The following is a 22,382-nucleotide window of genomic DNA, read 5'->3' as shown; positions in this document are numbered from 1 at the left end:
TAAACATTGAATGCGAAGCGATGACCTTTTGGATTCACGCCGCCCCAATTCGGCGGAGATCCACATTCAGTTTTCAGGTCCCCAAATAATGAGGTTCCCCTCATCGACTAAGTCCTGAAACTCGCGTGGATCCAGCTTCCTTGACTCACCACCTCCGCTCCGATTCTCAACGAATTCATCAACCGTTCGATTGGCCCAACGAGCTTGTCGAAATGGGCTATCCATACCTAATTTGATTGACCTAGAGTGCTTGGCCGCGATTATGATGACACCTCAAGAGGGAATATGGATTCGATCATTTCGGCACCGGTTTTCGCAATCGCACTTTTTCTTGGAATGCTTTTGTTTCTTGAAATCGGGCGACAGCTGCGAAGACATCGTACGGTCCTCGCAGGCGACGAGCACTCCGGCTCGGGAGCGGTCGAAGGCGCAGTATTTGCCCTGTTCGGGCTCATGGTAGCATTCAGTTTTTCCGGGGCAGCGGCGAGGTTTGACGCGCGAAGGGCGTTAATCGTCGACGAAGCGAATGATATTGGAACGGCGTACCTGCGAGTGGAGATGCTAGCTCCCTCGGACCAACCTGCCATGCGCGGTCTATTCAGAAACTATTTAGACTCGCGATTGGAAGTCTATCGAAAACTGCCCGATATCGCTGCAGTTGAAAGGGAACTGACTCGTTCGGCTGAAATCCAAAGTGACATTTGGAAAAAGGCTGTTGCCGAGACACGATCTCAAGGAGCACATCCGGATTCGGGAAAACTGCTGCTGCCTGCAATCAACACAATGATTGACATTACAACAACCCGTACGGTGGCAGCTCGAACTCACCCTCCAATTATATTGTTTTACCTTTTGCTGGTTCTGGGATTGGCGCAGTCGCTCCTCGCCGGATTTAGTATGGCCGGTGCAAATCGACGAAGTTGGCTTCATCTCCTGGCGTTTGCAATGATCACCGTCGTAGTCGTATATGTCATCGTCGATCTGGAATTTCCAAGGTTCGGCTTGATTCGTATAGATAAGTACGATCAAGTACTCGTGGATCTACGAAACTCGATGACATAGCACGAGAATCCTGGTAATTCCTTCTGACTTCGGCAATCGTTTTGGAACTATGCCTTGGGCCTTCCAAACATATAGGCCAGAGCGTAAGCAGCGTCCTGCGAAGAGGTGCTTTTCTTGCCCCCTGCGCTTTGGAAGTTTGTTTAGCCGCCTTAGCTTTTGCCTTCTCGGCTTTTTTGTCCACTTTAGCTCGGCTCGTCGCGCCGCTACTCGGTAGCGGATTGCTCGATTGGGGTAGGCCCGACTTTACCCCTGCGATTAACACGATAGCCATCGCTAAAATCGACAAGCGTTTCATATTTTTTACCCAACATCTGTTGATTGGATGCATTCCAGGACATTAAGGTGGTCTCTGAATCATGCTTGGGTAGCCCTTAAGCTCAAGAGGTTCGTATTCCAGTCAAAGATGACTCTGACTTTTGGCTGCAAAGAGGCTGCAACCAAGAGGAACTCTGCGGGAGAGGATCGAAGAGCAGGAGGCGGCGTTCCCAGCGCGGCTGTGACAGCTACAATTAGCCATCTCTCCGAAGCACCGTTCGCGAAATGGGGGTTGAAACTCTTGAGATGGGCATTTTAGCGAATTTTAGAATTCGAACCAAGATATTCGTAGCGCTGCTCCCGCTGGCTTTCATGGTGATCGTGGCAGCGTTGTACGCGTCGATGGAGATGAACAGAATCGGCACGCGGTACAACGATCTGATTGGCAATGACTTCAAGGCGCTCCACAACCTAACCGTCGCGCGGGTGTTGAGCAATCGATTCGCACAGCTCCTCTATCAAGAGATTGCCGAACCCGACGTTGACAGAATGCGAGTGGTCGACGCAGATCTCGACAGGACAGCTGCGGAATTTCATTCCTCCGTCGCTTTGGCCAGCGCAGAAGGTCCCAATGTAGTGCAGAAGATCAACGCGGCTACGGCACTCTTCGATCAGGGTGTATCGGACGCCGGTCCTATTAGGGCAGCGGCCTTGAGCGGCAACAATGACAAGGCCATCAGGCTGGCACGCGAAACCTTTGACCCCGAGTTTCGCAAGGGAGGCGCGCGTTAGCTGACCTGGCTGATGAAATACACGCGACGGTCGACCAACGATCGGATGAGCTTACCAGCAGAACTCGTCGGACAATTCTGATCACCTGGATCGTGATCATTCTCGGACTCGCGGTATCTTTTACGATCGCCCTCTTGATCGTCCAGGTTGAAGTTGTCAAGGTGGTCCTGTCTTTCCGGACTCGGATATTGGACGTGGCGGAGGGGCGACTGGACCTTCCCATAACGAACCTCACCCGCCCCAACGAAATTGGGGAGATGAGCCGGGCATTGCAGACCTTGCAGATCGCTGCCCGTGAGCGGGAGATCCTGGGCTGGGTGAAGGCCGAGGTGGCGACTACGACTGAGCGACTTCAGTCGACAGAGGATTTCCCAGTGTTCGCTACCGTCCTACTAACGCGAATCTCAGAGACGTTAGATCTGCTGTACGGTGCGTTCTATCTGGCCGATGACAGTCGCACCCACTTCGCTCGTGTTGGCGCATTCGCAACGGATGTCTCGGCGGAACCGCGAGAGTTCGCTCTCGGCGAAGCTCTGGTTGGGCAAGCGGCGGCTGAGCGGCGTACTCTTCGGATTGTCTCTGAAGCCAACAAACTCCTCAGCGTGAACACGGGCGCTGGTGTCGTGACCCCGGCTTGCGTGCTTTTTTGCCGGTGATCAACCAGGACGACGTTCTGGCGATTATTGAATTGGCGCCTTCGGCCCTTGTGTCGGAGCAACAGCAGGCGCTGTTGGACGCATTGCTGCCGACCGTGGCTCTCAACACGAAGATCCTGGCCAGCAACCTTGTCACCAAGAGGCTGCTGGAGCATACACAGGTACAAGCCGCCGACCTTGCGGTGGCCAAAGAAGCGGCCGAAGCTGCTACTAAGGCGAAGTCTGACTTCCTGGCCAACATGAGCCACGAGATCCGCACACCGATGAACGCCATCATCGGAATGACGCACCTGGCTTTGAAGACCGATCTCTCTCCTAAACAGTCCGACTACCTGACCAAGGTGAAGTTCGCCGCGCACTCGTTGCTCGGGATCATTAATGACATCCTGGACTTCTCCAAGATCGAAGCCGGCAAACTCGATATCGAAAAAATAGACTTCCGGATCGAAGACGTGCTGGACAATCTATCGACCATCGTCAGTCAAAAGGCGCAGGACAAGAATCTCGAGTTCCTGATCGCAGCACAGCATGAGATCCCGCCCAATCTGATCGGTGATCCACTCCGTCTTGGACAAATCCTGATCAACCTGGTGAACAACGCGGTGAAGTTTACGGAACGCGGCGAGGTGCTGGTTACGGTTGCACAGGAGGAGCAGATAGCGGAGCGCGTAAAGTTGAAGTTCTCCGTCCGCGACAGTGGTATCGGCATGACGCCCGAACAGAGCTCGAGGCTGTTCCAGGCATTCGCGCAGGCAGACACTTCGACGACGCGAAAGTATGGCGGCACCGGGCTTGGACTCTCGATTTCCAAACGGCTCGTTGAGATGATGGAAGGCTCCATCTGGGCCGAGAGCGAGCCCGGCGTGGGGAGTACATTCCATTTCACCACGTGGTTCGGAGTTGGAACGCAAGACAAACGCCAACGATTGATCGCTGATCTGGCGGGTGTCCGGGCGTTGGTCGTGGATGACAATGCGCAAGCCCGCGAGATCCTTACTGAGGCACTCCGCGTCTTTGCACTCCGCGCAGAATCGGTCTCTTCAGGTGAAGATGCAGTGCGCGAGATTGCAGCTGCTGACTCTACAGATCCCTATCATCTGGTACTGATGGATTGGCACATGCCGGGACTCGACGGACTACAGGCCAGCCGCATCATCAAGCGCAACGAACGCCTGCAACATATTCCTAAGATCGTGATGGTCACCGCCTTCGGGCGGGATGAGATCAGAACGCAGGCGGAGGCAATTGGCGTCGAAAGCTACTTGTTGAAGCCGGTGAACCAGTCGCTGCTCTACGACACTCTGATGGATCTGTTCGGTGTTGTGGGAAAAGACGACGACCGTTCCCGCGCGAGGAAGGAAGATGCCGCCGTGCATGATGCCACGGGAATCCGTGTGCTGTTGGTGGAAGACAACGAGATGAACCAGCAGGTAGCGACGGAGCTTCTGGAGAGCGCCGGAGCGATCGTGACGGTAGCCAACCATGGCGGTGAAGCCGTGAAGATCCTGACCGCTGGAGATCAGCCTCCTGAGTTCGATGTAGCTTTTATGGACCTGCAGATGCCCGAGATGGATGGGTTCACGGCAACTAAGCTGTTGCGAACTGATCCACGCCTGCAGAAGTTTCCGATTATCGCGATGACGGCTCATGCTCTTGTGGAGGAGCGCCAGCGTTGCCTTAATGCTGGCATGAATGATCATGTATCGAAACCGATCGATCCCGACAATCTGTTTGCGACGTTGCTGAGATGGGCAAAGCCAAAGCCCAAACAGGCCGCCGGGTCCCCAACACCTGTCACCAATATAGAAGCTTCCGCCGAAGTAACCCTGCCAGAAATCGCAGGGATCAAAGTTGCGGATGGCCTGAACCGTGTCGCCGGGAACAGGCGACTCTACCGCGACCTGTTAGGGCAGTTTGCAGCCAAGCAAGGGGACGCTGCTGCCCAGATTTCGATGGCGGTCGAAAGTGGGGACCTGAAACTGGCTGAACGCATTGCTCATACTGTGAAGGGTGTCGCAGGCAATCTTGGAATCACGGAGGTCCAGTCGGCGGCCCAGAAGCTTGAGAAGGCACTCCGCGACGGTGAGGCAACCGTCTCGTCATTGCTCACTGAGTTCGCAGGTGTGATGAGCACGCAGGTTCAAGCAATCGAGAAAGCGCTGCGCGATTCACCGAGCGTTCGGCAGGAAATGGTGCGGACTTCACCCTTCGATCAGGAGGTGGCGGCTCGAGCAATCGCCAATCTCAGGCGATTGCTCGAAGCGAGCGACGGCGATGCCGAAGAGTCGTTTCGGAGTTTGCGAGATGCGGTCGCAAGTGTCATAGAGAAGCCATATCTGGATGATCTGAGCGTATCGATTACCGACTTCGATTTTGACGCAGCACTCAAGAAACTGGAAGAGATCGCTGACCGTTGTGCACGAAATCGGGGCGAGAAATATCCAGATTGACATCAAGAAAATCGTGCCGCTGGTGGATGATGCTTCTGCAAACATTCAAGTCGTGAATTCGATCCTGAAAGATATTTAATTTGCATCGCAACCAACGTCGCGAGACTGTACCGGCTGGCGAATGATTAATTTAAGAAATGACATTCGAGCCGGTATGCACGCGGCTCTCCTCCAGGTCCAACTCTCGCTGCAACGTTCGCAATACTTCATCGTCAATCTGTCCCTCGTCTCGTAGTCGTATGAGTGCCTCTCGCTCCACCTGCAGCACCGCCAAGATTGCATCACTCCGCCGGGCTCGGTCTATCAGCCCTTGGGCGGGTTCCTTGGGGCCTGTCGATATTGCATCCAATCTTCGTTGGTATGTTGCGATCAACTCTCCAAGCATCGCAGACTGATCCCGGTCCTTGGAACGGTTGCGATCCAGATGCACAAGTGCCTCCCGAAGCAACACCCGCCGTGCCTCCTGTTCCTCAGTGTTTAGATTCTCCGCATCACACAATCCGAGCCTTCGAATCAAGAACGGCATCGTCAGGCCTTGCAAGACGAGCGTCGCTAAGATTAAGCAAAACGCTAAATAAATGATCATGCTTCTTTGCGTAAACGTACGGCCGTCCGGAAGCGTGTACGGCAATGACACCGCAGCCGCCAGGGAAAGAACGCCCCGCATCCCACCCCAACCGATGACAAAGAGCTTTCGCGGCTCGGGTCTCTCGCCTGGCACCTTTAGGATCCAGCGCCGTACCAAAAATGCGATGTACGTTTCTCCATACACCCACCCCATGCGCACCGCGATCGTGACAAGACTGAAACCTACTCCGTACTCCAGTAGAACGAAGCGGCTCATACCGCCAATCTGCCCAATCACGTACGGAAGTTGCAGCCCGATTAGCACAAAAACAATTCCATTCAGTACAAATGTAAGTGCCTCCCAAACGGCTGTCGTCTGCAATCGCACCCGCGGCGACATGTATTCCGGGCTCTTCCGGCTCATATACATGCTGCATGCAATGACCGCTATTACCCCCGACACATGAACTCGATCCCCCAGTAGATAAGCCGCATAGGGCACTAGAATGCTGATGACGATCTCAATGGGTCCGTCGTCCACCCACCTCTCGAACCACGCAACCACAGCCCCAATTGCCAGTCCTACAAGTACACCACCGGCGGTCAAAAAGAACAGCCGTCCCACTCCCTCTATTATCGATGGTGTCCGGCCTGTCACCAACATGAGCAGCCCAAACTGCAGTGCGAGCAATCCAGTTCCATCATTGACCAGACTCTCTGCTTCCAGTATGTCTACGACCTGTTGTGGCAGCCCAACTCTCCGTGCAATCGATGTCGCTGCGATCGCGTCCGTCGCTGCCACGACCGCTCCTAGCAGCACAGCGGATCTCCAGTCGAACCCTGGCAGCAATGATCCTGCGGCCATTGCCAATCCCACTACCGTGAACAACACTAACCCGACCGCGAGCATTGCAATACTCACGAAGTTTCGTTGGAACTCTCTCCACGATAGCGTCCAGGCTGCCGAGTAGAGGAGTGGAGGCAGAAAGACAAGAAACACCAGATTAGGATCAAGCCCGATTCGCGGCATGCTGGGCAGAAAGCTCAATAGCAACCCCGCGACTACAAGCAGGATCGGATAAGGAACTTTCAGGCGCCGCGCCAGCCCAGCAAACGCTGCCACAAATACGAGCAGGAGCAGGAACACTGCCTGCACTGTTTGCACTCCGCTACCTGTCACCATCAGTTCACGGGCTCAATGTCGGGCAGTCTCACCCATGGGAAGACTATGTAGGATCTAAACAGCATGTTCTATTATCTCTCCGCGTCCCGGCGTCAGATGTTAAACAAAACGCGAGTCTTCGCGAATGCGTTACAGATGCGGAAGGAGACAGGTACCTGTGCAACTCGCGATGTCTTTGCATCTGGGCGGTAATGCTCGTAACGAAACAAAATTTGCCGGAAAGCGAGCGAGACCGCTCATTTGTGGTGACTACTCCCGTTGGTAAAAAGCGCAGCTTTGACAAACTGATAGATTTTGCTCAATGGGCCGCTGCCAACGCATTGGGCAAACCTGAAAGCGAGCGGTTGATGAACGGGCGCGATGTCGAATAAGTGGATTTGGTGGGAGGCCGTCATACAGCAAGTATCAGCCCTGGAAACCATTCTAGGGTCAAGCACACTTATTGCTGTCGACTGCGAATCTGCTCACTCATGGTTACTAAGCCTTGATCTAGAGGGCCGGGATCCGGCGGATGCGGAGAAGAGATTTCGGAAGGAGATGCGACAGGCCGCAGTGTAAAGTGCTTGCGGATCCTCTTGTTGGGCGGGTCGTCATCGTAGGAAATTCGCTGGCGGCGGTGTCTTGCGCCGCCAGCGTTCGCGGTTAGAACTTCACGAGGAAGGCGCCGGTTATCCGGTTCTCGCTGTTGCGAAGATCTGGGCTCCAGCCTGCAACGACGGAACCGGGCGCTCCGAATGTATTCCCGCCAGGCGGCGTTACTCCTCCAGGACCGGCGAAGTAGGGAACGTTTGCCGCACGGTGGTTGTACTCCAAGCGATAGGTGAAATACTGGCTCGGCATGTAGTCGCCTGTGACCGAAGTGTCCCACGCCTTGAACGGATCGCCAGGGTTCTCAGTGAAGTACGGCGTCCCAGAAGCAGCCGTCGCACCGTTGATCGGTGGCAACAGCACCAAGTAGCGGCCGGGATTGTTGATGCGTCCGCCGCCTATCGTGAGAGCATACTTGTCGCGGTCAAACCAGAGTCGGTTGTAAACCATGAAACCGAGGAAGCTCTGCTTCGGGCCTTGCTTGGTATTGCCATGGCAGCTGACTCCGCCGCCACTCTCGCAACCAGCGTCGCCGGTAACAGTAAAGGCAGCTTTGCTGATCATGGAATCGGGGCGGTCGTAGTACTTGTACTCGACGCTGTCGTCGGTGTGTAGGCGGGTGCGGCTGGGTACGCCAAGCGCATCCTCCCCGTAACCGTACTGGTTGCCGAGAATCTGCAACTTGCCGGTGGGTCTCCACAGAATCTGTCCGCCGAGGCCAGGCCGACCGTTGAACCGGCCGTAGGACTGCCAGCCGTTGATGAACCATGGCTCGATCTTCAACTTGGCCGTGGGATACCACTGCACGCGCACGCCGTTGAAGAACCAAGGCGTGTTCGACGAGACGTACGACGGCTGATAGGCCCAATTATCAAATTGGTAAAACGAGAACAGGCCGACGTAGGAGAGGAAGATGCCGGCATCCACGTTGAGACCGTGCTGCACGTTGAAGTGGTAGCCAGCGTTAGCCTCTGACACATAACGATAGGCGTCGGCAAGATCCCACTGTCCGCGCGAAGGGCTGGCATCGTTGCGCGGAGTGGCCGTGGAGTAAAGGCCAATCTGGCTTAGAACGCGGGCGCGCACATTGTTCAAATGGAAGTCGCCACCGATTGCGAGGTCCGTCAGGGTGACCTCGCTGGACCGAAAGACTTCGCTCGATCCGACGATGGTGTCGTCCTGCGGATGGCGGAAGTCGTAGGTGTAACTCACATCCGAACGTATCTCCGGTGTAAAGAATTTGGTTGCATAGGGAGTGTCCTTGGTGCGGGAGTTTCCGTTGAGCCAGGTGAAGTCCGCAAAGGCGAATGGCTCCGAGTGCGGACTGGACGGATCAGTTACCTCTGGCTCCGCTTCGCTGAGGGCGGGGGGCAACTGAGGCCTTTGCCGTCGTGGTGTGATGGGTTTCCGGCTGGGCTGAATTGGCTTTCTTCAGCTCGACGAGCTCCTTCTGAATCTCCTCTAATTTGTCCTGCAAATGCTGAATCTTCTGGTCTTGAGGTGTCTGAGCATTCTCGACCGCTGTTTGTAGATTGGGTGTCTGAGTCTGCGCCTGTAAATCTCCCGCGCTGAACGTCAGCCCCACTCCAAGGGTCAAACCCATCAGACAAAGTCTCTTGTTGGGCGATTTCGTTGTTTTTTCACTTTACTTCTCCATTCTGGCGGCCTCCGCGCGGCTTGAGCACGCGAACTAAACCACCATCCAACCTAGTTGGGGCAAGATAAAGAGTTCGTCACGAATGCATAAAGAATCCGCAACTACCCGGAAGAACCTAACTACGATCGACTAGGTGCCAAAGGAGGGTTGGCTGCTTGCCTGCAGCGCCTCTCTACTTTTTTCTTGATCTGTACCTATTTCTTCTTTGATCCAGAGAGACAGTACTTGGATTTTTCCGCTGCCGAAATATTTCGAATTTCGCAGTTGATCGACTTGCGATTGTTGCTGAGGCTGACGTTCGGTTAGACATCCTAGCGGAATACGGAACACGTGAACTCTGGCAGGTCGATTGGCGGAAATTGCGCCAGAAAGACTTATGGCTTAGGGTTCCTAGACATCTTGTCCATACTTAGCTTCTTCGAACCTTGATTTATGCATGACATTTCAGAAATTATTTTCCGGCAGGGAGTGGTGCAGCCTGGTCGAGGGCAAGGTTGAGTTCGAGGACATTAACCGGGGCTCACCGAGAAAGCCGAGCTGACGGCCCTGGGTGCGTTGGGCAACGAGTCTTCGGACGGCATCTTCACCGAGGCGGCGCTCGCGGGCGATGCGCGTGACCTGGAACTCTGCTGCGGCGGGGGTGATGTGGGGATCGAGCCCGGAACCAGAGGCGGTGACCAGGTCGATTGGAACATCGGTATTGGGGTGGTCGAGTTGAAGGGCGCTAACGTCAGCGGCGACGCGATCAATCAGCTTCTTGTTTGTGGGACCGTAGTTGGAGCCTGAAGAGTTGGCGGCATCGTAGCCATTGCCTGCCATGGAAGGACGCGAGTGAAAGTAGCCCGCCGCAGTGAAAGGCTGACCGATGATGCGCGAACCGATGAGTTGGCCATTCTGATGGAGCAGCTGACCGTTCGCCTTGTCCTTGAAGAGGACCTGAGCGATACCGGTGACGACGAATGGATAAACGAGGCCGAAGATTACAGTAGTGACTAATGTGTAGAGGATGGCGGTAATGAGGTTTCGACGCATGGAACGGTCCTTTAGGCCAGGTGCAGGGCAGTGATGATGATGTCGATGAGTTTGATACCGAGGAACGGTGCAACGAGGCCGCCGACCCCATAGAGGATGAGGTTGCGACGCAAGAGGGCATCGGCCGACATGGCCTTATAGCCAATGCCGCGCAGGGCCAGAGGGATGAGGCCGACGATAATTAGGGCATTGAAGATAACAGCTGAGAGGATGGCCGACTGTGGCGTCTTCAGATGCATGATGTTCAGCGCAGCAAGCACGGGGAAGGTCGCCGCGAACATGGCCGGGATGATGGCGAAATATTTCGCCACGTCGTTGGCGATCGAGAAGGTGGTGAGCGCGCCGCGGGTCATCAGAAGCTGCTTACCGATTTCGACGATCTCGATGAGCTTGGTTGGATTCGAATCGAGGTCGACCATGTTCCCCGCCTCTTTGGCCGCCTGTGTTCCGGTGTTCATGGCAACACCAACGTCTGCCTGGGCCAATGCGGGTGCATCATTAGTGCCGTCGCCGGTCATGGCGACCAACTTCCCCTCGGCCTGTTCGCGTTTAATGAGGTCCATCTTGTCCTTCGGCTTCGCCTCAGCGAGGAAGTCATCGACACCGGCCTCGCGCGCGATGGCGGCGGCGGTGAGCGGGTTGTCGCCGGTGATCATGATGGTCTTGATGCCCATCGACCGCAGTTGGGCAAAGCGCTCCTTCATTCCCCCTTGACGATGTCCTTGAGGTGGATGACCCCTAGCGCCTGACGGTTCTCGGCAACGACCAGCGGCGTGCCTCCGCTGCGCGCCACGGTCTCGACCGCTGCGCGGACTTCATCCGGAAGATTACCGCCATTCTCTTTGAGGAACGCGGCGATGGCATCGGTCGAGCCCTTGCGAATGATGCGACCGTCCAAATTCACTCCCGACATCCGGGTGACCGCACTGAAGGGGACGAACTCGGCTTGCAGTTCGCCGAGGTCGCGACCGCGAAGGCCGTACATCTCCTTGGCGAGCACGACGATACTGCGGCCTTCGGGTGTCTCATCGGGTAGAGACGAGAGTTGTGCGGCATCGGCAAGTTGATCCTTACTGACGCCTGGTGCGGGGATGAACTCCGACGCCTGCCGGTTGCCTAGCGTGATGGTGCCGGTCTTATCGAGCAGCAGAGTGTTGACATCGCCGGCAGCTTCGACCGCCCGTCCCGACATCGCCAGCACATTGTGCTGAACGAGACGGTCCATACCGGCGATGCCGATCGCCGAAAGCAGGCCACCGATGGTCGTCGGGATCAGGCAGACCAGCAGCGAAATCAGCACGAAGACCGTCTGCGGCGCGGTCGAGTAGATTGCGATAGGCTGCAGCGTCACGACAGCTAGAAGGAAGATGATCGTAAGTCCGGCCAGCAGGATATTGAGCGCAATTTCATTCGGCGTCTTCTGGCGTTCGGCCCCTTCGACCAGCGCGATCATGCGATCGAGAAAGGTCTCGCCGGGGTTCGAGGTGATCTTGACTTTGATCTGGTCCGACAGGACGCGCGTACCACCAGTGACGGCGGAGCGATCACCGCCCGCTTCGCGGATCACCGGTGCCGACTCGCCCGTGATGGCAGACTCATCAACAGAGGCTACTCCTTCGATAACTTCGCCATCGCCGGGGATCATGCTGCCTGCGATCACGAAAACCACGTCGCCGGCGCGAAGCTGCGAGCTAGGGACCTCTTCTGTCTTGCCATTCGGCAGGTAGCGGACCGCGATGGTCTCCGACTTGGCGCGGCGCAACGCATCTGCCTGGGCCTTCCCACGGCCCTCGGCCATCGCCTCAGCGAAGTTCGCAAACAATACCGTGAACCACAGCCACAACGTGATCTGAAGATCGAAGCTGAGTGCATGTTTATGCGCGGCGATGTCGCGGAAAAGATAAATGCTTGTGATCATGCTGCCGATCTCAACCACGAACATGACAGGGTTCTTCATCATCGTGCGCGGGTTGAGTTTGACGAGCGCGTCCACCAGGGCACGGCGGACGATCTTTGTGTCCCAGAGGGAGCGTTTACGGGTATTTGCCATGACCTCTTCTTTCTGGGCTAGAAGCTTTTGCCGGCGTGCATCAGGAGGTGCTCAAGGATGGGACCGAGCGAGAGCGCAGGGAAGAAGGTAAGAGCGCCGACGATGAGGATGACGCCAACCAGAAGCACCGTAAACAGAGGCGTATGCACCGGAAAGGTTCCCGGCGACGGAGGCACCAGTTTCTTCTTCGCGAGGTTACCGGCTACGGCCAACATTGGGACGATCATAAAGAAACGACCGACCAGCATTGCCGTGGCTAGCGACAAGTTGTACCAGTGCGTGTTTGAGCTGATGCCGCCGAAGGCCGAGCCGTTGTTGCCGGTAGCCGAAGTGTAGGCATAAAGTATCTGCGAGAGACCGTGCGGGCCTGGGTTCGTAATGCCGGGGAGGCCGAGATTCGGCGTCATGAGCGCCACTGCCGTGAAGCCGAGAATAGAGAGCGGAAAGATCAGCACGTAGAGCATGGCCATCTTCACATCGAACGATTCGATCTTTTTGCCTAGATACTCTGGCGTCCGCCCTACCATCAGTCCGGCGATGAAGACCGCCAGCACAACAAAGATCAAAATTCCGTAAAGCCCAGCGCCGACGCCGCCGAAGATGACCTCGCCCAGCATGATGTTGACCAGCGGGACCATCCCGCCCAGAGGCATGAACGAGTCATGCATGCCGTTGACCGCCCCGCAACTTGCATCCGTCGTCACGGTAGCAAAGAGCGCGGAGTTGGCGATGCCGAAACGAACTTCCTTGCCCTCCATATTGCCGCCGGCCTGTCCCGCGGTAACGTGCTGGTTCACAGAATGCAGAAGAGGGTTCGCCTGTGCTTCGGCATAGTAGGCGACAAAGACACCGGCGAAGAACAGCGCTGCCATCGCGGCAAAAACGGCCCAGCCGTGCTTCGGTGCTTTGGTCATACGTCCCAGCGTGACCGTAAGGGCACCGGGGATCAGGAAGATGGAAAACATCTCCATCAGGTTCGAGAGTGGCGTAGGGTTCTCGAACGGATGCGAGCTATTGGTGTTGAAAAAACCGCCGCCGTTGGTGCCAAGCATCTTGATGGCCTCCTGCGAGGCGACGGGGCCCTGCGCGATGTTCTGCGTCGTCACTGTTTGCGTGGTCGTCTTTCCATCCGTGCCTGTCGTGGTCACAGTCTGGGGTTGAACCAGCTTCGCCTGATCATAAGGACGGAAGTTCTGTACTACGCCCTGCGAGACCAGCAGCAGCGCATAGATAAGACATGTAGGCAGCAACACCCAGAGCGATGCGCGCGTGGTGTCGACCCAGAAGTTTCCCAGCGTCTTTGACTCCCTGCGCGAGATCCCGCGAATCAGTGCGACGGCCAACGCAATCCCCACTGCCGCCGAGAAGAAATTATGGTAAGCCAGCGTGAGCATCTGCGTGAGATAACTCATCGTCGTCTCCGGCACGTAAGACTGCCAGTTCGTGTTAGTGGTAAAGGATGCCGCGGTATTCAACGCTAGATCGGGCGCGACTGCGGCCAGATGCTGTGGGTTGAGCGGAAGCAGATGCTGCAGCCGCTCAATCGCATAGGTCGCGAGCATCGTCACCAGGCTGAACAGCAGCATGACGACGGCGTACTCGGTCCACTGCATCTCATGCGTCTCATCGATGCCCGTCAAACGATAGATCAACCGCTCGATGGGGCGAAAAATATAGTCGGCGAAGGTGTGCTCGCGCTCGAAGACCCGGGCCATGTAGAGGCCTAGCGGCTTGGCGCAGACAAGCACCAGCGCGAAGAAGAAACAGATTTGGAACCAACCGTTTGCGGTCATTGAAGTGCGTCCTTTAGTTACTTAGCTAGAACCTTTCAGGGTGCAAAAGCGCGTAAACGAGATAAACGAGAAGGGCAACCGTGACGAGGCCCAGCAGAAGAGTTTCCATCATTTGCCTTCCTTCGTCCCCAGCCGCTCACAGCCGGCCGTATAAGCAATGGCAACCAGAAAGAATCCGACGCTCGCTACAATGCATCCCACATCCCACATGATGAATATCCTTCTTCCTGCCTTCACGTTCTATCTGTCGCAGGGTGCACATACAGTTTTGTCACCAGAACTATCATTCAAACAACCGTCGTATAAAAAAGGCATAACGATTCCACAAAGAGTTCGAAGCGGAGAGCATTTTGTTCCGGCGGCGCAGACCCGACAGCGTGACGAGATCAAGACGGATTTTTAGGACCATCCGAAAGGTCATTTCCTTGGGAAGCTGGCTGGGCCGAAATCGATTTTTGACTCTGGCCCAACCCGAGACAATGGTTTTGCCCCTAGTGACGGCCTAGAAGTCCAATCGTAGAGCGGCTTGGCCGGTACGGTTGCCTGCATTCTCTGCCGTCTGGGCCCCGATCAATGCACCGAAGGTAGAGGGACTGTCCACGACGGTTGCTGGAGGAGCGAAGTTGGTGTGATTCAGCACGTTGGTGAAGGTAGATTCGAAACGAGCATGTACCTTCTCCGTGATGCGGAACGACTTTGCAACCCCGAGACTGACTGCCGCTGTTCCCGGACCTTGCAGGATGCCGACTCCGGCATTGCCGAAGCGGCCTGCTCCAACCGCTGTCGGTGAGAAGGCAGCCAGGTTGAAGAACTGCGATCTTGACTGACCCGCATAGAACTTGGTCGATACAACGTCGGGGCGCAAAACTGCGCCGCGGTTTGCCACGTTCGTGTTGGACTGGTCATTTGTCTGCTGCTGACCAGTTGCCGTTGCGGGACAGGAACCGTCGACGTTTGCTTGTACCTGACATCCGCCGGCGCTGATACTCGGCGTCTGCCAGGGTCCGGTTTCAAGCAAGGTCACCGTCGTAAGGTCCCAGCCGCCCAGGAATGCATCCTTGACACCTCCGCCCCCATAAAACTGCGGCCCCTGCCAAACGGAAGCTGATACACGCCAGTCAGAAGCATGCGGTGACGACGTGTGCCTTCAACGTTGCCAAGATCCTGTTTGATATTGAATCGGTTCGCGATCGGCCCACCATAGTTGACCTCACCTGCGAAGGAACTCGGAGCATCACCCTGGTTGTCCGCCTGATTGTTGGCGAAGGTGTAGTTTGCATCGAAATAGAGTCCATGCTGCATCCGATGCGTTGCTTCCAACTCGAACGCATGATAGTTTGCCTCGCCAGCATTGAACGTGCTGAAGAGCTGCGCCCAGTTGGTGTGAGGAGACCGCGGATCGGCCCATGGGATTGCAGCCGTTGTCGCAAAGGCAGTTGTACTTGCAGGAATCTGGTTCAGGTCCTCCGTAATACTCAGCCGGTAGGTGTGCATTCCCACATAGCTCGCGCGGACGGATGTCTGGCTGGAGATCTCCCGCTCCACCGTTAGGTTCCATTGGTTCGACTGCGGATCACGATAGGTTGGGTCTACCCCTTGATCGAGACTGCCGCCACCAATCTGCGCACCAACAGTAGAAGGTGCTGTGTTGGGGAACTGAATCTGTGGAGTATTCGGTCCCGCCGTGTTTGAGTTCGAGTAGGTGTGCAGACTCGAGGTTGGGTTGCCACTGTTGTTGAACGACAGCGGACCGAGGTTGGTCATCGTGTAGATGCCGAAGCCAGCACGTACCACAGTCTTTGTATCGTTGAAGGGTCGGTAAGCCACGGACAAGCGCGGCTGGAAGTTCCCTTTGTAGGTATTGCGCAGGCTCTGGGGCAACCCATCCTGGCTTGCCGTCACATACTTTGTGCACGGAAGCGAGTTGATGTTCAGATTGCAAGCGTTGAACGATTGCTGGAAAGCAACATTCGAGGGCGTAATGTTCTGGCTTGTTAGATAGGCTGCCAGAGCGTCCGGAACGACGATCGAATTGTTCCTTTGGTCGAAGTTCGCGAGGTTGCCGCCATCTTCCTGAAATCCTGGAAGCACCTGCCAGCGCAGCCCATAGCTCAGAGTCAGATGGCTGTTCACCTGATACTCGTCCTGGGCGAACAGGCTATATTGTGTTGCCGTACCGCCCACGTCGGGGCTGGATACTGCGAAGTTCAGCGTAGTTGGCGCTCCCTCCAGAAAATCGCCGAAGGCGTTCCCGGTAAAGGTCGGCTGAAAGAGGAAGCTGCCAAAATCGTCCGAAGCGAAGGTCGGAGCAAAGCTCTCCAGGTCGAAGTAACGCACTCTGCGGATATCGATTCCGCCCTTCACGGTATGTTTCCCGAGAGTGTAGGTCACGTTATCGCTGAACTGCGTCGTCTTCGATTGTGTGACCCCGGCCTTGTCCCTTCCAATTGAGGTCAACCCGGTACCGGAGCTGAAGTTGAAGGTAGGAAATGCATGCGTTGTCGGATGCTGACTAATATTTACTCCAGTCAGGTCAAGTTGATTCAATGCGTCCGACCCCTGAATCGGAAAGTTGACGCTCGTTGTGACGTTCGTGAACCCATAACGAAACTCGTTCAGCAGCTTAGGAGTAATCGTATAGGTGTGCGAGAACAAGAAGCTGCGGTTATGAGTTGAGTCGACATCGTTCGGCAAGAACGCGTTTGCGAAGTCGGATGTGATGTTTTTCCGGCTAAAGCGGGCGTAGGCCGACTGTTTCGAGGTGATCGTTTGATCGATACGAAGATCGGCGCCGTCCGTTCGTGCCGGGGTAGATTGAAAGTTTTCGTAATTAAAGCCAGACTGCCCGTCCACGTCTGGCAGCGGAATGTGGGTCAACAGTGCCTTCGCCGTGGCGCTAATGTTGGCTGTGGGAATCGGAGCCAGTGACGGATTAAATCCGCTGAGATCACCATTTCGTTCAGCCTGTGTTGGCACCTCGAACTGCTGCGCTGCCGCGGTCGTCCTACGGTTTCCCTCGTAGTCCGCGAAGAAAAAGGTCTTGTCGTGTCCGCTGTATAAATGCGGAATCGTCACCGGTCCGCCGAGGGAAAAGCCGAATGTGTTGAACTTTTTTGGGGCCTTTGTGCTGAAGCCATACGGAGTGGCATCAAGCGCCTGGTTTTGCAGGTATTCAAATACGCTGCCGTGATAGTTGTTCGTTCCATTCTTTGTCGTAAAGGTAACGTCACCGATCTGAGAGAACTCTGCGCTGTTGTTGAATGAGGTTACTTTGACTGCCGCGATTCCCTCCTGCGAAGGGTAAGCATCCTGCAACGCGCCATTCTGCCTCACGTTCACGGTCGAAATACCGTCGACTGAAAAGTTCACCATGGAAGAACTCGCCCCGCCAAGCGCGATGTTCCCTGAGCTGTCGGTTTGCACATTGGGCGACAGAGCGAGCGCACCGAGTGGGCTGGTGGTTGTGGCGCGATTGTTCAAAGGAAGCTGCGTCATCTGCAGGTTGTCTTTGGAGTCGCCAAGTGTCCCGTTTTCCGTATTGATCTGGTCGGCGGCGGAGGTCACTTCGACCGTGGTCGATTGCGCAGCTACGTTCAGGGCAACGATGAGCCGCAGGTCCTGACGGGCCTCGACCAAAATCCCGGTGAGCGCCGTATCCGCGAATCCATCATGATGTGCGCGAAGGCGGTATTTCCCGGCTTTCACGTTTTCGAAGATGAAGTTGCCCGACGAATCAGCTGTAACCGTGCGCTCAGTGTTCTCGTCGATGCTGTGGAGGACGACCTGGGTGTCGGAGACGACTGCGCTGGTGTTGTCCTGGACGATCCCTCGAACACTGCCGAACGTCGACTGCGCGAAAACAGGCGTGGCGAAGATCCAAATCAAAAGAATGGTGAGCATCGAAAGTGACTGCATACAAAGCTGCAGCTTCATGCTTTTCGGTGTCGCAGCGCGTCTGAACTTGCTCTCGTGCTTTTCAAGGTGTGTCTGTTGCGTGACAGCAACGATTGAATCAGACTGAAAAAGGCCCCTAATATAGTTCATTGAATCACCTCGTGAGACCGGATATCTACCGGCCACCTTCAGTGAATCCTTAAGTCCATAAAATACGCATAAGCGCGGTTCTTACGACTTTCTTATGGATTCGAAGCTAAAATCTTACTTTCATTGGTCGCGACAGAATGCAAACGAGAACAATTCGCGACACTGCTGTCAGGATCGCGGCCGGTATCCTGGCAGCGTTGTTTATGACCTGGGTCGCCTATCGATTTCATTTCAATCTCTCTTCCGCGACCTCGATCCATCTTTTTCTCGTCACTGCCATTGCATTGCGATGGGGCTTTCTTGAGGCAAGCATTGTGTCTTTGTTGTCCGTGGCCTGTCTGGACTACTTCTTCACGCAACCGTTGTTCGCGTTCTACATGACGGACTCCCATGACTGGTTAGCGTTGATCACCTTCGAGAGTGTCGCTCTGCTCGTAAGCCGTCTCTCCAATCAGGTCAGCCGCCATGCTCGCGATTCCGAGATGCATCGATCCCACCTGCAGAAACTGTACGAACTGAGTCAGAACGTCCTTCTTCTCGATCGGCACGAGCCGGTCGATCAACAGCTCGCCATCCTGATTCAGACCACCCTTCAGGCGAGGGAGTGGCCCTATGGGACGCTTATGACCTCCACCTAAGCACGAGCGGCGCCTGTGACGTAACCGATGATGAAGTGCGGGACACCTATTCTTCCGAACGCAATGAAGACGACTCCGCGACCGCTACCTCGCGACGCGTTCTGCGCTCCGGCACGCGGTCCATCGGCTCGCTGGTCATCTCTGGCCATTCGTTGGATGTTGCTTCGATTAACGCAGCCGCTTCGCTCACGGCGGTTGCCATTGAGAGGGCGCGCTCCTTCGCAGCGGAGAGCAGCGCGGAAGCAGCTCGCGAGAGCGAACAACTCCGGTCCACCGTTCTGGATGGTCTTGCGCATGCCTTCAAAACTCCACTGACAACCATCAGAAGCTCAAGTTCCGGCCTGCTTGAAATGGATACGTTGTCTGGCGCCGAAAAAAGGCTCGTGGCCCTGATCGACCAACATGCCGGCCATCTCAACGATCTGACTACCCGTCTGCTACGCACGGCGAGGATCGACAATGCCGACCTCAAACTGAAACGGGAACACATTGATCTCAGGCAACTCATACAAAGCAGTATTGACGCGTCTTCGCAGGAGCTCGACGCGCATCCTATTCACCTTCAACCGAGGATGCAACGCAGTATGGTTTGGGCCGACAGGCAACTGTTGGAGATGGCACTTTTCCAGTTGTTGGATAATGCCGCGAAATACGGCAGCCCTAACTCTTCGATTACGATCGATGTTCAAGAGGAACAGGCGGAGATCCTCATCAGTATCAGGAATGAGGGGTCTTTTATCCCGCCGGACGAACGGGAAAAGATCTTCAAGCGCTTTTATCGCAGCCCGGGTTCGGACCGCAGGGCGTCTGGAACAGGCATCGGTCTGTCTGTGGTCAAGCGCATCACTGAGGCACATCAAGGACGATCATGGGTGAACAGTGATCCCGATACAGGGACCACTTTCTTCCTTACGTTACCCCGAACGGCAAAGGAGATGTGACACGTGGGAGAGAGATTGAATGTACTCATCGTGGAAGATGATGCAGGTATCCGGCAGAGCTTGTTTGAGACCTTGTCCGCACTAGGGTTCGTGGTCGGAGAGGCCGGGACAGGAGAAGAGGCTTTGCTGCGTCTCCGCATGATCGACTACGACGCGGTATTGCTTGACATCAATATGCCTGGAATGGGAGGGATTGAAACGTGCCGCAGGATTCACGACAGCTACCCTCATCTCCCGGTCATTGTGCTTACAGTTCGGGATGAGGAAGATGACAAGGTCGAGGCACTCGATGCGGGAGCCGATGATTATGTGACCAAACCCTTTCAGATCCGCGAACTGACCGCGCGCCTGCGCGCCGCGATCCGTCGTTCCAAGACATCGGCTGTCGCGCCAGAATCCTGGATCGTCATCGGCGATGTGATGCTGAACCCGGGCCGACATCGGGTTGAGAAGCAGGGACAGGAGCTTCACCTCACTCCAAAAGAATTCGAGATGCTGCGTTATCTGATGGAACATGCAGGTCGCCCTGTGCCCCACAGTCGTCTTCTGATCTCCATTTGGGGATCGGAGTATGGAAACGAACGCGAATATTTGCGCGTCCTGATCAGCCAGCTTCGAAAAAAGTCGAAGACGATCCCGCACGCCCGACATACATTCTGACGGAAAGCCATATTGGCTATCGCTTTCGCGAGGCTTAGCCGTGCGCGAGGAGCCTTGCTTCAAATCGTCCCCTTGCCCGTCCGCTGAAGCATCTCGTATGCTGATGGGGGAAATAATAGGCTAGGCTCCTCGCGTCCGAAATCGGTAGTGGATGTTTTCATGTCGATTGGTCGTAAACTGAATGACAGAGATCGCACGGTTTTGGCGATTCGTTCCGCCGAAGGGCAACTGGGAAGATGCGTTCAAGAAGTCATTCGAGAAGAAGAAGCCAGCATAGGGCTGGCCAGAGTGGGTGACCAATGGCAACACACGAAATTGTGATGTTTCTATGCGGCTTCATAGCTACCAGCGCATTAGTCCTGAGTGTGGCCATGGCGTGGTCTTTATTCCAGTTGAATAAGATGATTATGTCCGGTGGGAAAAACAAGCGAAAGCCCTACCGCCTCTAGAGTGTGAACAAATCACAACCCGCCGATTGGCGGGTTTTCTATTGGAGGTCACAGGTGATAACCTTCGCGATACTACTGGGAAGTCTCATCCTCGCAGTCGCTTTTTCAAATCCATATGACATTCTGAAGGGGGCCTACAAGCGCGTTTCTTGCCCCAACGGCCAGCGTGCACGCTTCAGCTGATAGGGATGTTCAGCAGGAGACGTTGGCAAGGCGACCCTGCATGCGCCGCAGCAGCGGTGAGATCGTCAATCCATGAACCAAGATCGAAAGGATCCAGTGAGGAGTCTTCTACGTCTTCGGGGAGAGCTACAGAGACCAAAAGCCACGGTTTGGCCCTTTCAAGGAGAAGTGTCCGATGAGTTTGCAGGTTATCCCAGACATGTCAATCCGGAACATTCTGTTTGCGACTGATTTTTCGTCTTACTCTGAAGCGGCTCTACTTTACGCAATTGCCGTGTCCCGTCGTTACCATGGACTACTCAGTATCGTGAGCGTTGTTCCTGGGGAGATTTGCGACAATGCGCAGCCCCCGGACGCGCTCTACTTTAGACATTCTGCGGAGAAGAAGATGGCGCAGCTTGTGGCATCTGAGATGTTCCAAGGAGTCAAACATCAAGAGTTCATCAAGGAGAATGAGGGAGAAGGAGATGTCGCCCAGGTTTTGTCTGAACTGATGCGGGGCCTTAAAACTGATCTGGTCGTGGTAGGAACGCATGGACGAGTTGGTGTGAAAAAGTTCTTCTTGGTTCGGTGTCGGAAGAGATTGTCTATTCAGTGCTCTGTCCTGTGCTCACAGTCGGACCAGGCGTTTCCCCAAAACCAATACCGGAATTGGCGCCAAGGAAAATTCTCTGCGCTACCGATTTGCTGCCTGGTTCGGCAAAAGCCCTTGCTTACGCACACTGGCTGGCGCAGCAGGAGCACTCCCACTTGATTGTGTTGCATGTTGTCGAGATGCGCAGCGATAGTCGATCTGAAGACCGAGAGGCTATGAGCGACAAAGCGACGAAACGTCTCAAACAACTTGTTCCTCCCAACGGGGATCGCTCTGTGGATCTCATCGTCGAAAGTGGAGCACCGTCCGAACGAATCTTGAACGGGGCTGAAGGCCAGGGTGCGGACTTGATTGTGATGGGATCGCACCAGACCTCTCATCCCCGCGTCGCGGCACATCTCCCTTGGATCACAACTCATCAAGTTCTATGTCAATCCCGTTGTCCCGTGTTGACGGTGCGAAACTGATAGCTTCGATTCCTTTTCGCTTCAAATGCCCTGCTTCATGGCCGGAGCGGATCCGACATGAATTGTCTCTGGGACGAGTGCCAGGAAGGCGAGCTTCGCCGCATCGGTCGGATTCTGATACGCCAGAAACATGCCTTCCTACGCCGGAACGGAGCGGCGCCTCCCCGCTGCTTCTATACTTATGATGTGACTCCCCCGACCAGCCAGGAATTACCGGAACACAGTTATTGGGTAGGTTTTCAAGGGCTATATGCACGTTTCTACGCCTGGCTGTTGCGCCGCTTGCCCAGCGAGCGGCAGCGTCTTCTTGCAGTGACCAT

General features: G+C 55.4%; 19 protein-coding genes and 1 pseudogene. 10 read left to right on the top strand and 10 right to left on the bottom strand.

The features are described 5' to 3' along the window. Window positions 1–285: 285 nt before the first annotated feature. From RBB80_RS21400 to RBB80_RS21385, 4 genes are all read left to right on the top strand, one after another. A complete protein-coding gene (locus RBB80_RS21400; RefSeq protein ID WP_433964397.1) occupies window positions 286–1,062 on the top strand; it encodes a hypothetical protein in 777 nt (258 codons plus the stop codon). A gap of 663 nt (window positions 1,063–1,725) precedes the next feature. After that, window positions 1,726–2,109, top strand: a complete 384-nt coding sequence (locus RBB80_RS21395; protein WP_433964396.1) for a hypothetical protein — start codon at window positions 1,726–1,728, stop codon at window positions 2,107–2,109. Between the two features lie 92 nt (window positions 2,110–2,201). After that, the gene (locus tag RBB80_RS21390) at window positions 2,202–2,765 is read left to right on the top strand and encodes a hypothetical protein (protein ID WP_433964395.1); all 564 of its coding nucleotides are present in this window, start codon (window positions 2,202–2,204) and stop codon (window positions 2,763–2,765) included. After that, entirely contained in the window at window positions 2,744–5,215 is a 2,472-nt protein-coding gene (locus tag RBB80_RS21385; protein ID WP_433964394.1) for a response regulator, read from the top strand. Before RBB80_RS21390 ends, RBB80_RS21385 begins: the two co-directional genes overlap by 22 nt. Window positions 5,216–5,345: 130 nt before the next feature. Here RBB80_RS21385 and RBB80_RS21380 read toward each other — a convergent pair whose 3' ends face one another. After that, a complete protein-coding gene (locus tag RBB80_RS21380) occupies window positions 5,346–6,938 on the bottom strand; it encodes a Na+/H+ antiporter (RefSeq protein WP_433964393.1) in 1,593 nt (530 codons plus the stop codon). 218 nt (window positions 6,939–7,156) lie between these two features. Here RBB80_RS21380 and RBB80_RS21375 point away from each other — a divergent pair, with 218 nt between their 5' ends. Beyond that, window positions 7,157–7,336 (top strand): hypothetical protein, encoded by a 180-nt coding sequence (locus tag RBB80_RS21375; protein WP_433964392.1) that lies wholly within the window; start codon window positions 7,157–7,159, stop codon window positions 7,334–7,336. Between the two features lie 271 nt (window positions 7,337–7,607). Here the strand turns inward: RBB80_RS21375 and RBB80_RS21370 are convergent, their stop codons facing one another. The 8 genes and pseudogenes from RBB80_RS21370 to RBB80_RS21335 form a co-directional block, all read right to left on the bottom strand. Continuing rightward, the gene (locus RBB80_RS21370; protein ID WP_433964391.1) at window positions 7,608–8,927 is read right to left on the bottom strand and encodes an outer membrane beta-barrel protein; all 1,320 of its coding nucleotides are present in this window, start codon (window positions 8,925–8,927) and stop codon (window positions 7,608–7,610) included. Next, entirely contained in the window at window positions 8,887–9,156 is a 270-nt protein-coding gene (locus tag RBB80_RS21365; RefSeq protein ID WP_433964390.1) for a hypothetical protein, read from the bottom strand. Before RBB80_RS21365 ends, RBB80_RS21370 begins: the two co-directional genes overlap by 41 nt. A 498-nt stretch (window positions 9,157–9,654) precedes the next feature. Continuing rightward, the gene (kdpC, locus tag RBB80_RS21360; RefSeq protein WP_433964389.1) at window positions 9,655–10,242 is read right to left on the bottom strand and encodes a potassium-transporting ATPase subunit KdpC; all 588 of its coding nucleotides are present in this window, start codon (window positions 10,240–10,242) and stop codon (window positions 9,655–9,657) included. An 11-nt stretch (window positions 10,243–10,253) separates the two neighbouring features. Further along, window positions 10,254–12,292: pseudogene (kdpB, locus tag RBB80_RS21355) on the bottom strand (potassium-transporting ATPase subunit KdpB). Between the two features lie 17 nt (window positions 12,293–12,309). Beyond that, a complete protein-coding gene (gene kdpA / locus RBB80_RS21350) occupies window positions 12,310–14,085 on the bottom strand; it encodes a potassium-transporting ATPase subunit KdpA (protein WP_433964388.1) in 1,776 nt (591 codons plus the stop codon). Between the two features lie 25 nt (window positions 14,086–14,110). Next, window positions 14,111–14,194: a K(+)-transporting ATPase subunit F gene (gene kdpF / locus RBB80_RS21345; RefSeq protein WP_433969806.1), complete on the bottom strand. Its 84-nt coding sequence runs from the start codon at window positions 14,192–14,194 to the stop codon at window positions 14,111–14,113. A gap of 393 nt (window positions 14,195–14,587) precedes the next feature. Further along, window positions 14,588–15,109: a hypothetical protein gene (locus RBB80_RS21340; protein WP_433964387.1), complete on the bottom strand. Its 522-nt coding sequence runs from the start codon at window positions 15,107–15,109 to the stop codon at window positions 14,588–14,590. Next, on the bottom strand, window positions 15,106–18,000 hold the full coding sequence (locus tag RBB80_RS21335; RefSeq protein WP_433964386.1) for a carboxypeptidase regulatory-like domain-containing protein: 2,895 nt from the start codon (window positions 17,998–18,000) through the stop codon (window positions 15,106–15,108). The genes RBB80_RS21340 and RBB80_RS21335 overlap by 4 nt, the downstream gene beginning before the upstream one ends. A gap of 266 nt (window positions 18,001–18,266) precedes the next feature. Here RBB80_RS21335 and RBB80_RS21330 point away from each other — a divergent pair, with 266 nt between their 5' ends. Further along, window positions 18,267–18,767, top strand: a complete 501-nt coding sequence (locus tag RBB80_RS21330) for a DUF4118 domain-containing protein (RefSeq protein ID WP_433964385.1) — start codon at window positions 18,267–18,269, stop codon at window positions 18,765–18,767. A gap of 46 nt (window positions 18,768–18,813) precedes the next feature. On the opposite strand, the gene RBB80_RS21325 is transcribed toward RBB80_RS21330, so the two are convergent. Next, window positions 18,814–18,969, bottom strand: coding sequence for a hypothetical protein (locus RBB80_RS21325; protein WP_433970083.1), 156 nt, complete (start codon window positions 18,967–18,969; stop codon window positions 18,814–18,816). On the opposite strand from RBB80_RS21325, the gene RBB80_RS21320 reads away from it, so the two are divergent. From RBB80_RS21320 to RBB80_RS21305, 4 genes are all read left to right on the top strand, one after another. Beyond that, window positions 18,920–19,708 (top strand): sensor histidine kinase, encoded by a 789-nt coding sequence (locus tag RBB80_RS21320; protein WP_433969805.1) that lies wholly within the window; start codon window positions 18,920–18,922, stop codon window positions 19,706–19,708. The genes RBB80_RS21325 and RBB80_RS21320 overlap by 50 nt on opposite strands. A gap of 3 nt (window positions 19,709–19,711) precedes the next feature. Beyond that, on the top strand, window positions 19,712–20,368 hold the full coding sequence (locus RBB80_RS21315; RefSeq protein WP_433964384.1) for a response regulator transcription factor: 657 nt from the start codon (window positions 19,712–19,714) through the stop codon (window positions 20,366–20,368). Between the two features lie 807 nt (window positions 20,369–21,175). After that, the gene (locus RBB80_RS21310) at window positions 21,176–21,754 is read left to right on the top strand and encodes a universal stress protein (protein ID WP_433964383.1); all 579 of its coding nucleotides are present in this window, start codon (window positions 21,176–21,178) and stop codon (window positions 21,752–21,754) included. Further along, window positions 21,652–22,062, top strand: a complete 411-nt coding sequence (locus RBB80_RS21305) for a universal stress protein (protein WP_433964382.1) — start codon at window positions 21,652–21,654, stop codon at window positions 22,060–22,062. The genes RBB80_RS21310 and RBB80_RS21305 overlap by 103 nt, the downstream gene beginning before the upstream one ends. Window positions 22,063–22,382: the final 320 nt, after the last annotated feature.

The sequence above is a fragment of the Tunturiibacter gelidiferens genome (genome assembly GCF_051013345.1).
Classification (GTDB): Bacteria; Acidobacteriota; Terriglobia; order Terriglobales; family Acidobacteriaceae; genus Edaphobacter; species Edaphobacter gelidiferens_A.
The sequence above is the reverse complement of the archived record's forward strand: the minus strand, read 5'-3'. Positions and strand labels throughout refer to the sequence as shown.

Bases quoted from the DNA above. Each gene is read 5' to 3' on its own strand.
- RBB80_RS21400 (WP_433964397.1), top strand. From the start codon at position 286: ATGGATTCGATCATTTCGGCACCGGTTTTCGCAATCGCACTTTTTCTT.
- RBB80_RS21395 (WP_433964396.1), top strand. From the start codon at position 1,726: ATGAACAGAATCGGCACGCGGTACAACGATCTGATTGGCAATGACTTC.
- RBB80_RS21375 (WP_433964392.1), top strand. From the start codon at position 7,157: ATGCTCGTAACGAAACAAAATTTGCCGGAAAGCGAGCGAGACCGCTCA.
- RBB80_RS21365 (WP_433964390.1), bottom strand. From the start codon at position 9,156: ATGGGTTTGACCCTTGGAGTGGGGCTGACGTTCAGCGCGGGAGATTTA.
- kdpC (WP_433964389.1), bottom strand. From the start codon at position 10,242: ATGCGTCGAAACCTCATTACCGCCATCCTCTACACATTAGTCACTACT.
- kdpA (WP_433964388.1), bottom strand. From the start codon at position 14,085: ATGACCGCAAACGGTTGGTTCCAAATCTGTTTCTTCTTCGCGCTGGTG.
- kdpF (WP_433969806.1), bottom strand. From the start codon at position 14,194: ATGGAAACTCTTCTGCTGGGCCTCGTCACGGTTGCCCTTCTCGTTTAT.
- RBB80_RS21335 (WP_433964386.1), bottom strand. From the start codon at position 18,000: ATGCAGTCACTTTCGATGCTCACCATTCTTTTGATTTGGATCTTCGCC.
- RBB80_RS21330 (WP_433964385.1), top strand. From the start codon at position 18,267: ATGCAAACGAGAACAATTCGCGACACTGCTGTCAGGATCGCGGCCGGT.
- RBB80_RS21325 (WP_433970083.1), bottom strand. From the start codon at position 18,969: ATGGCAACCGCCGTGAGCGAAGCGGCTGCGTTAATCGAAGCAACATCC.
- RBB80_RS21310 (WP_433964383.1), top strand. From the start codon at position 21,176: ATGAGTTTGCAGGTTATCCCAGACATGTCAATCCGGAACATTCTGTTT.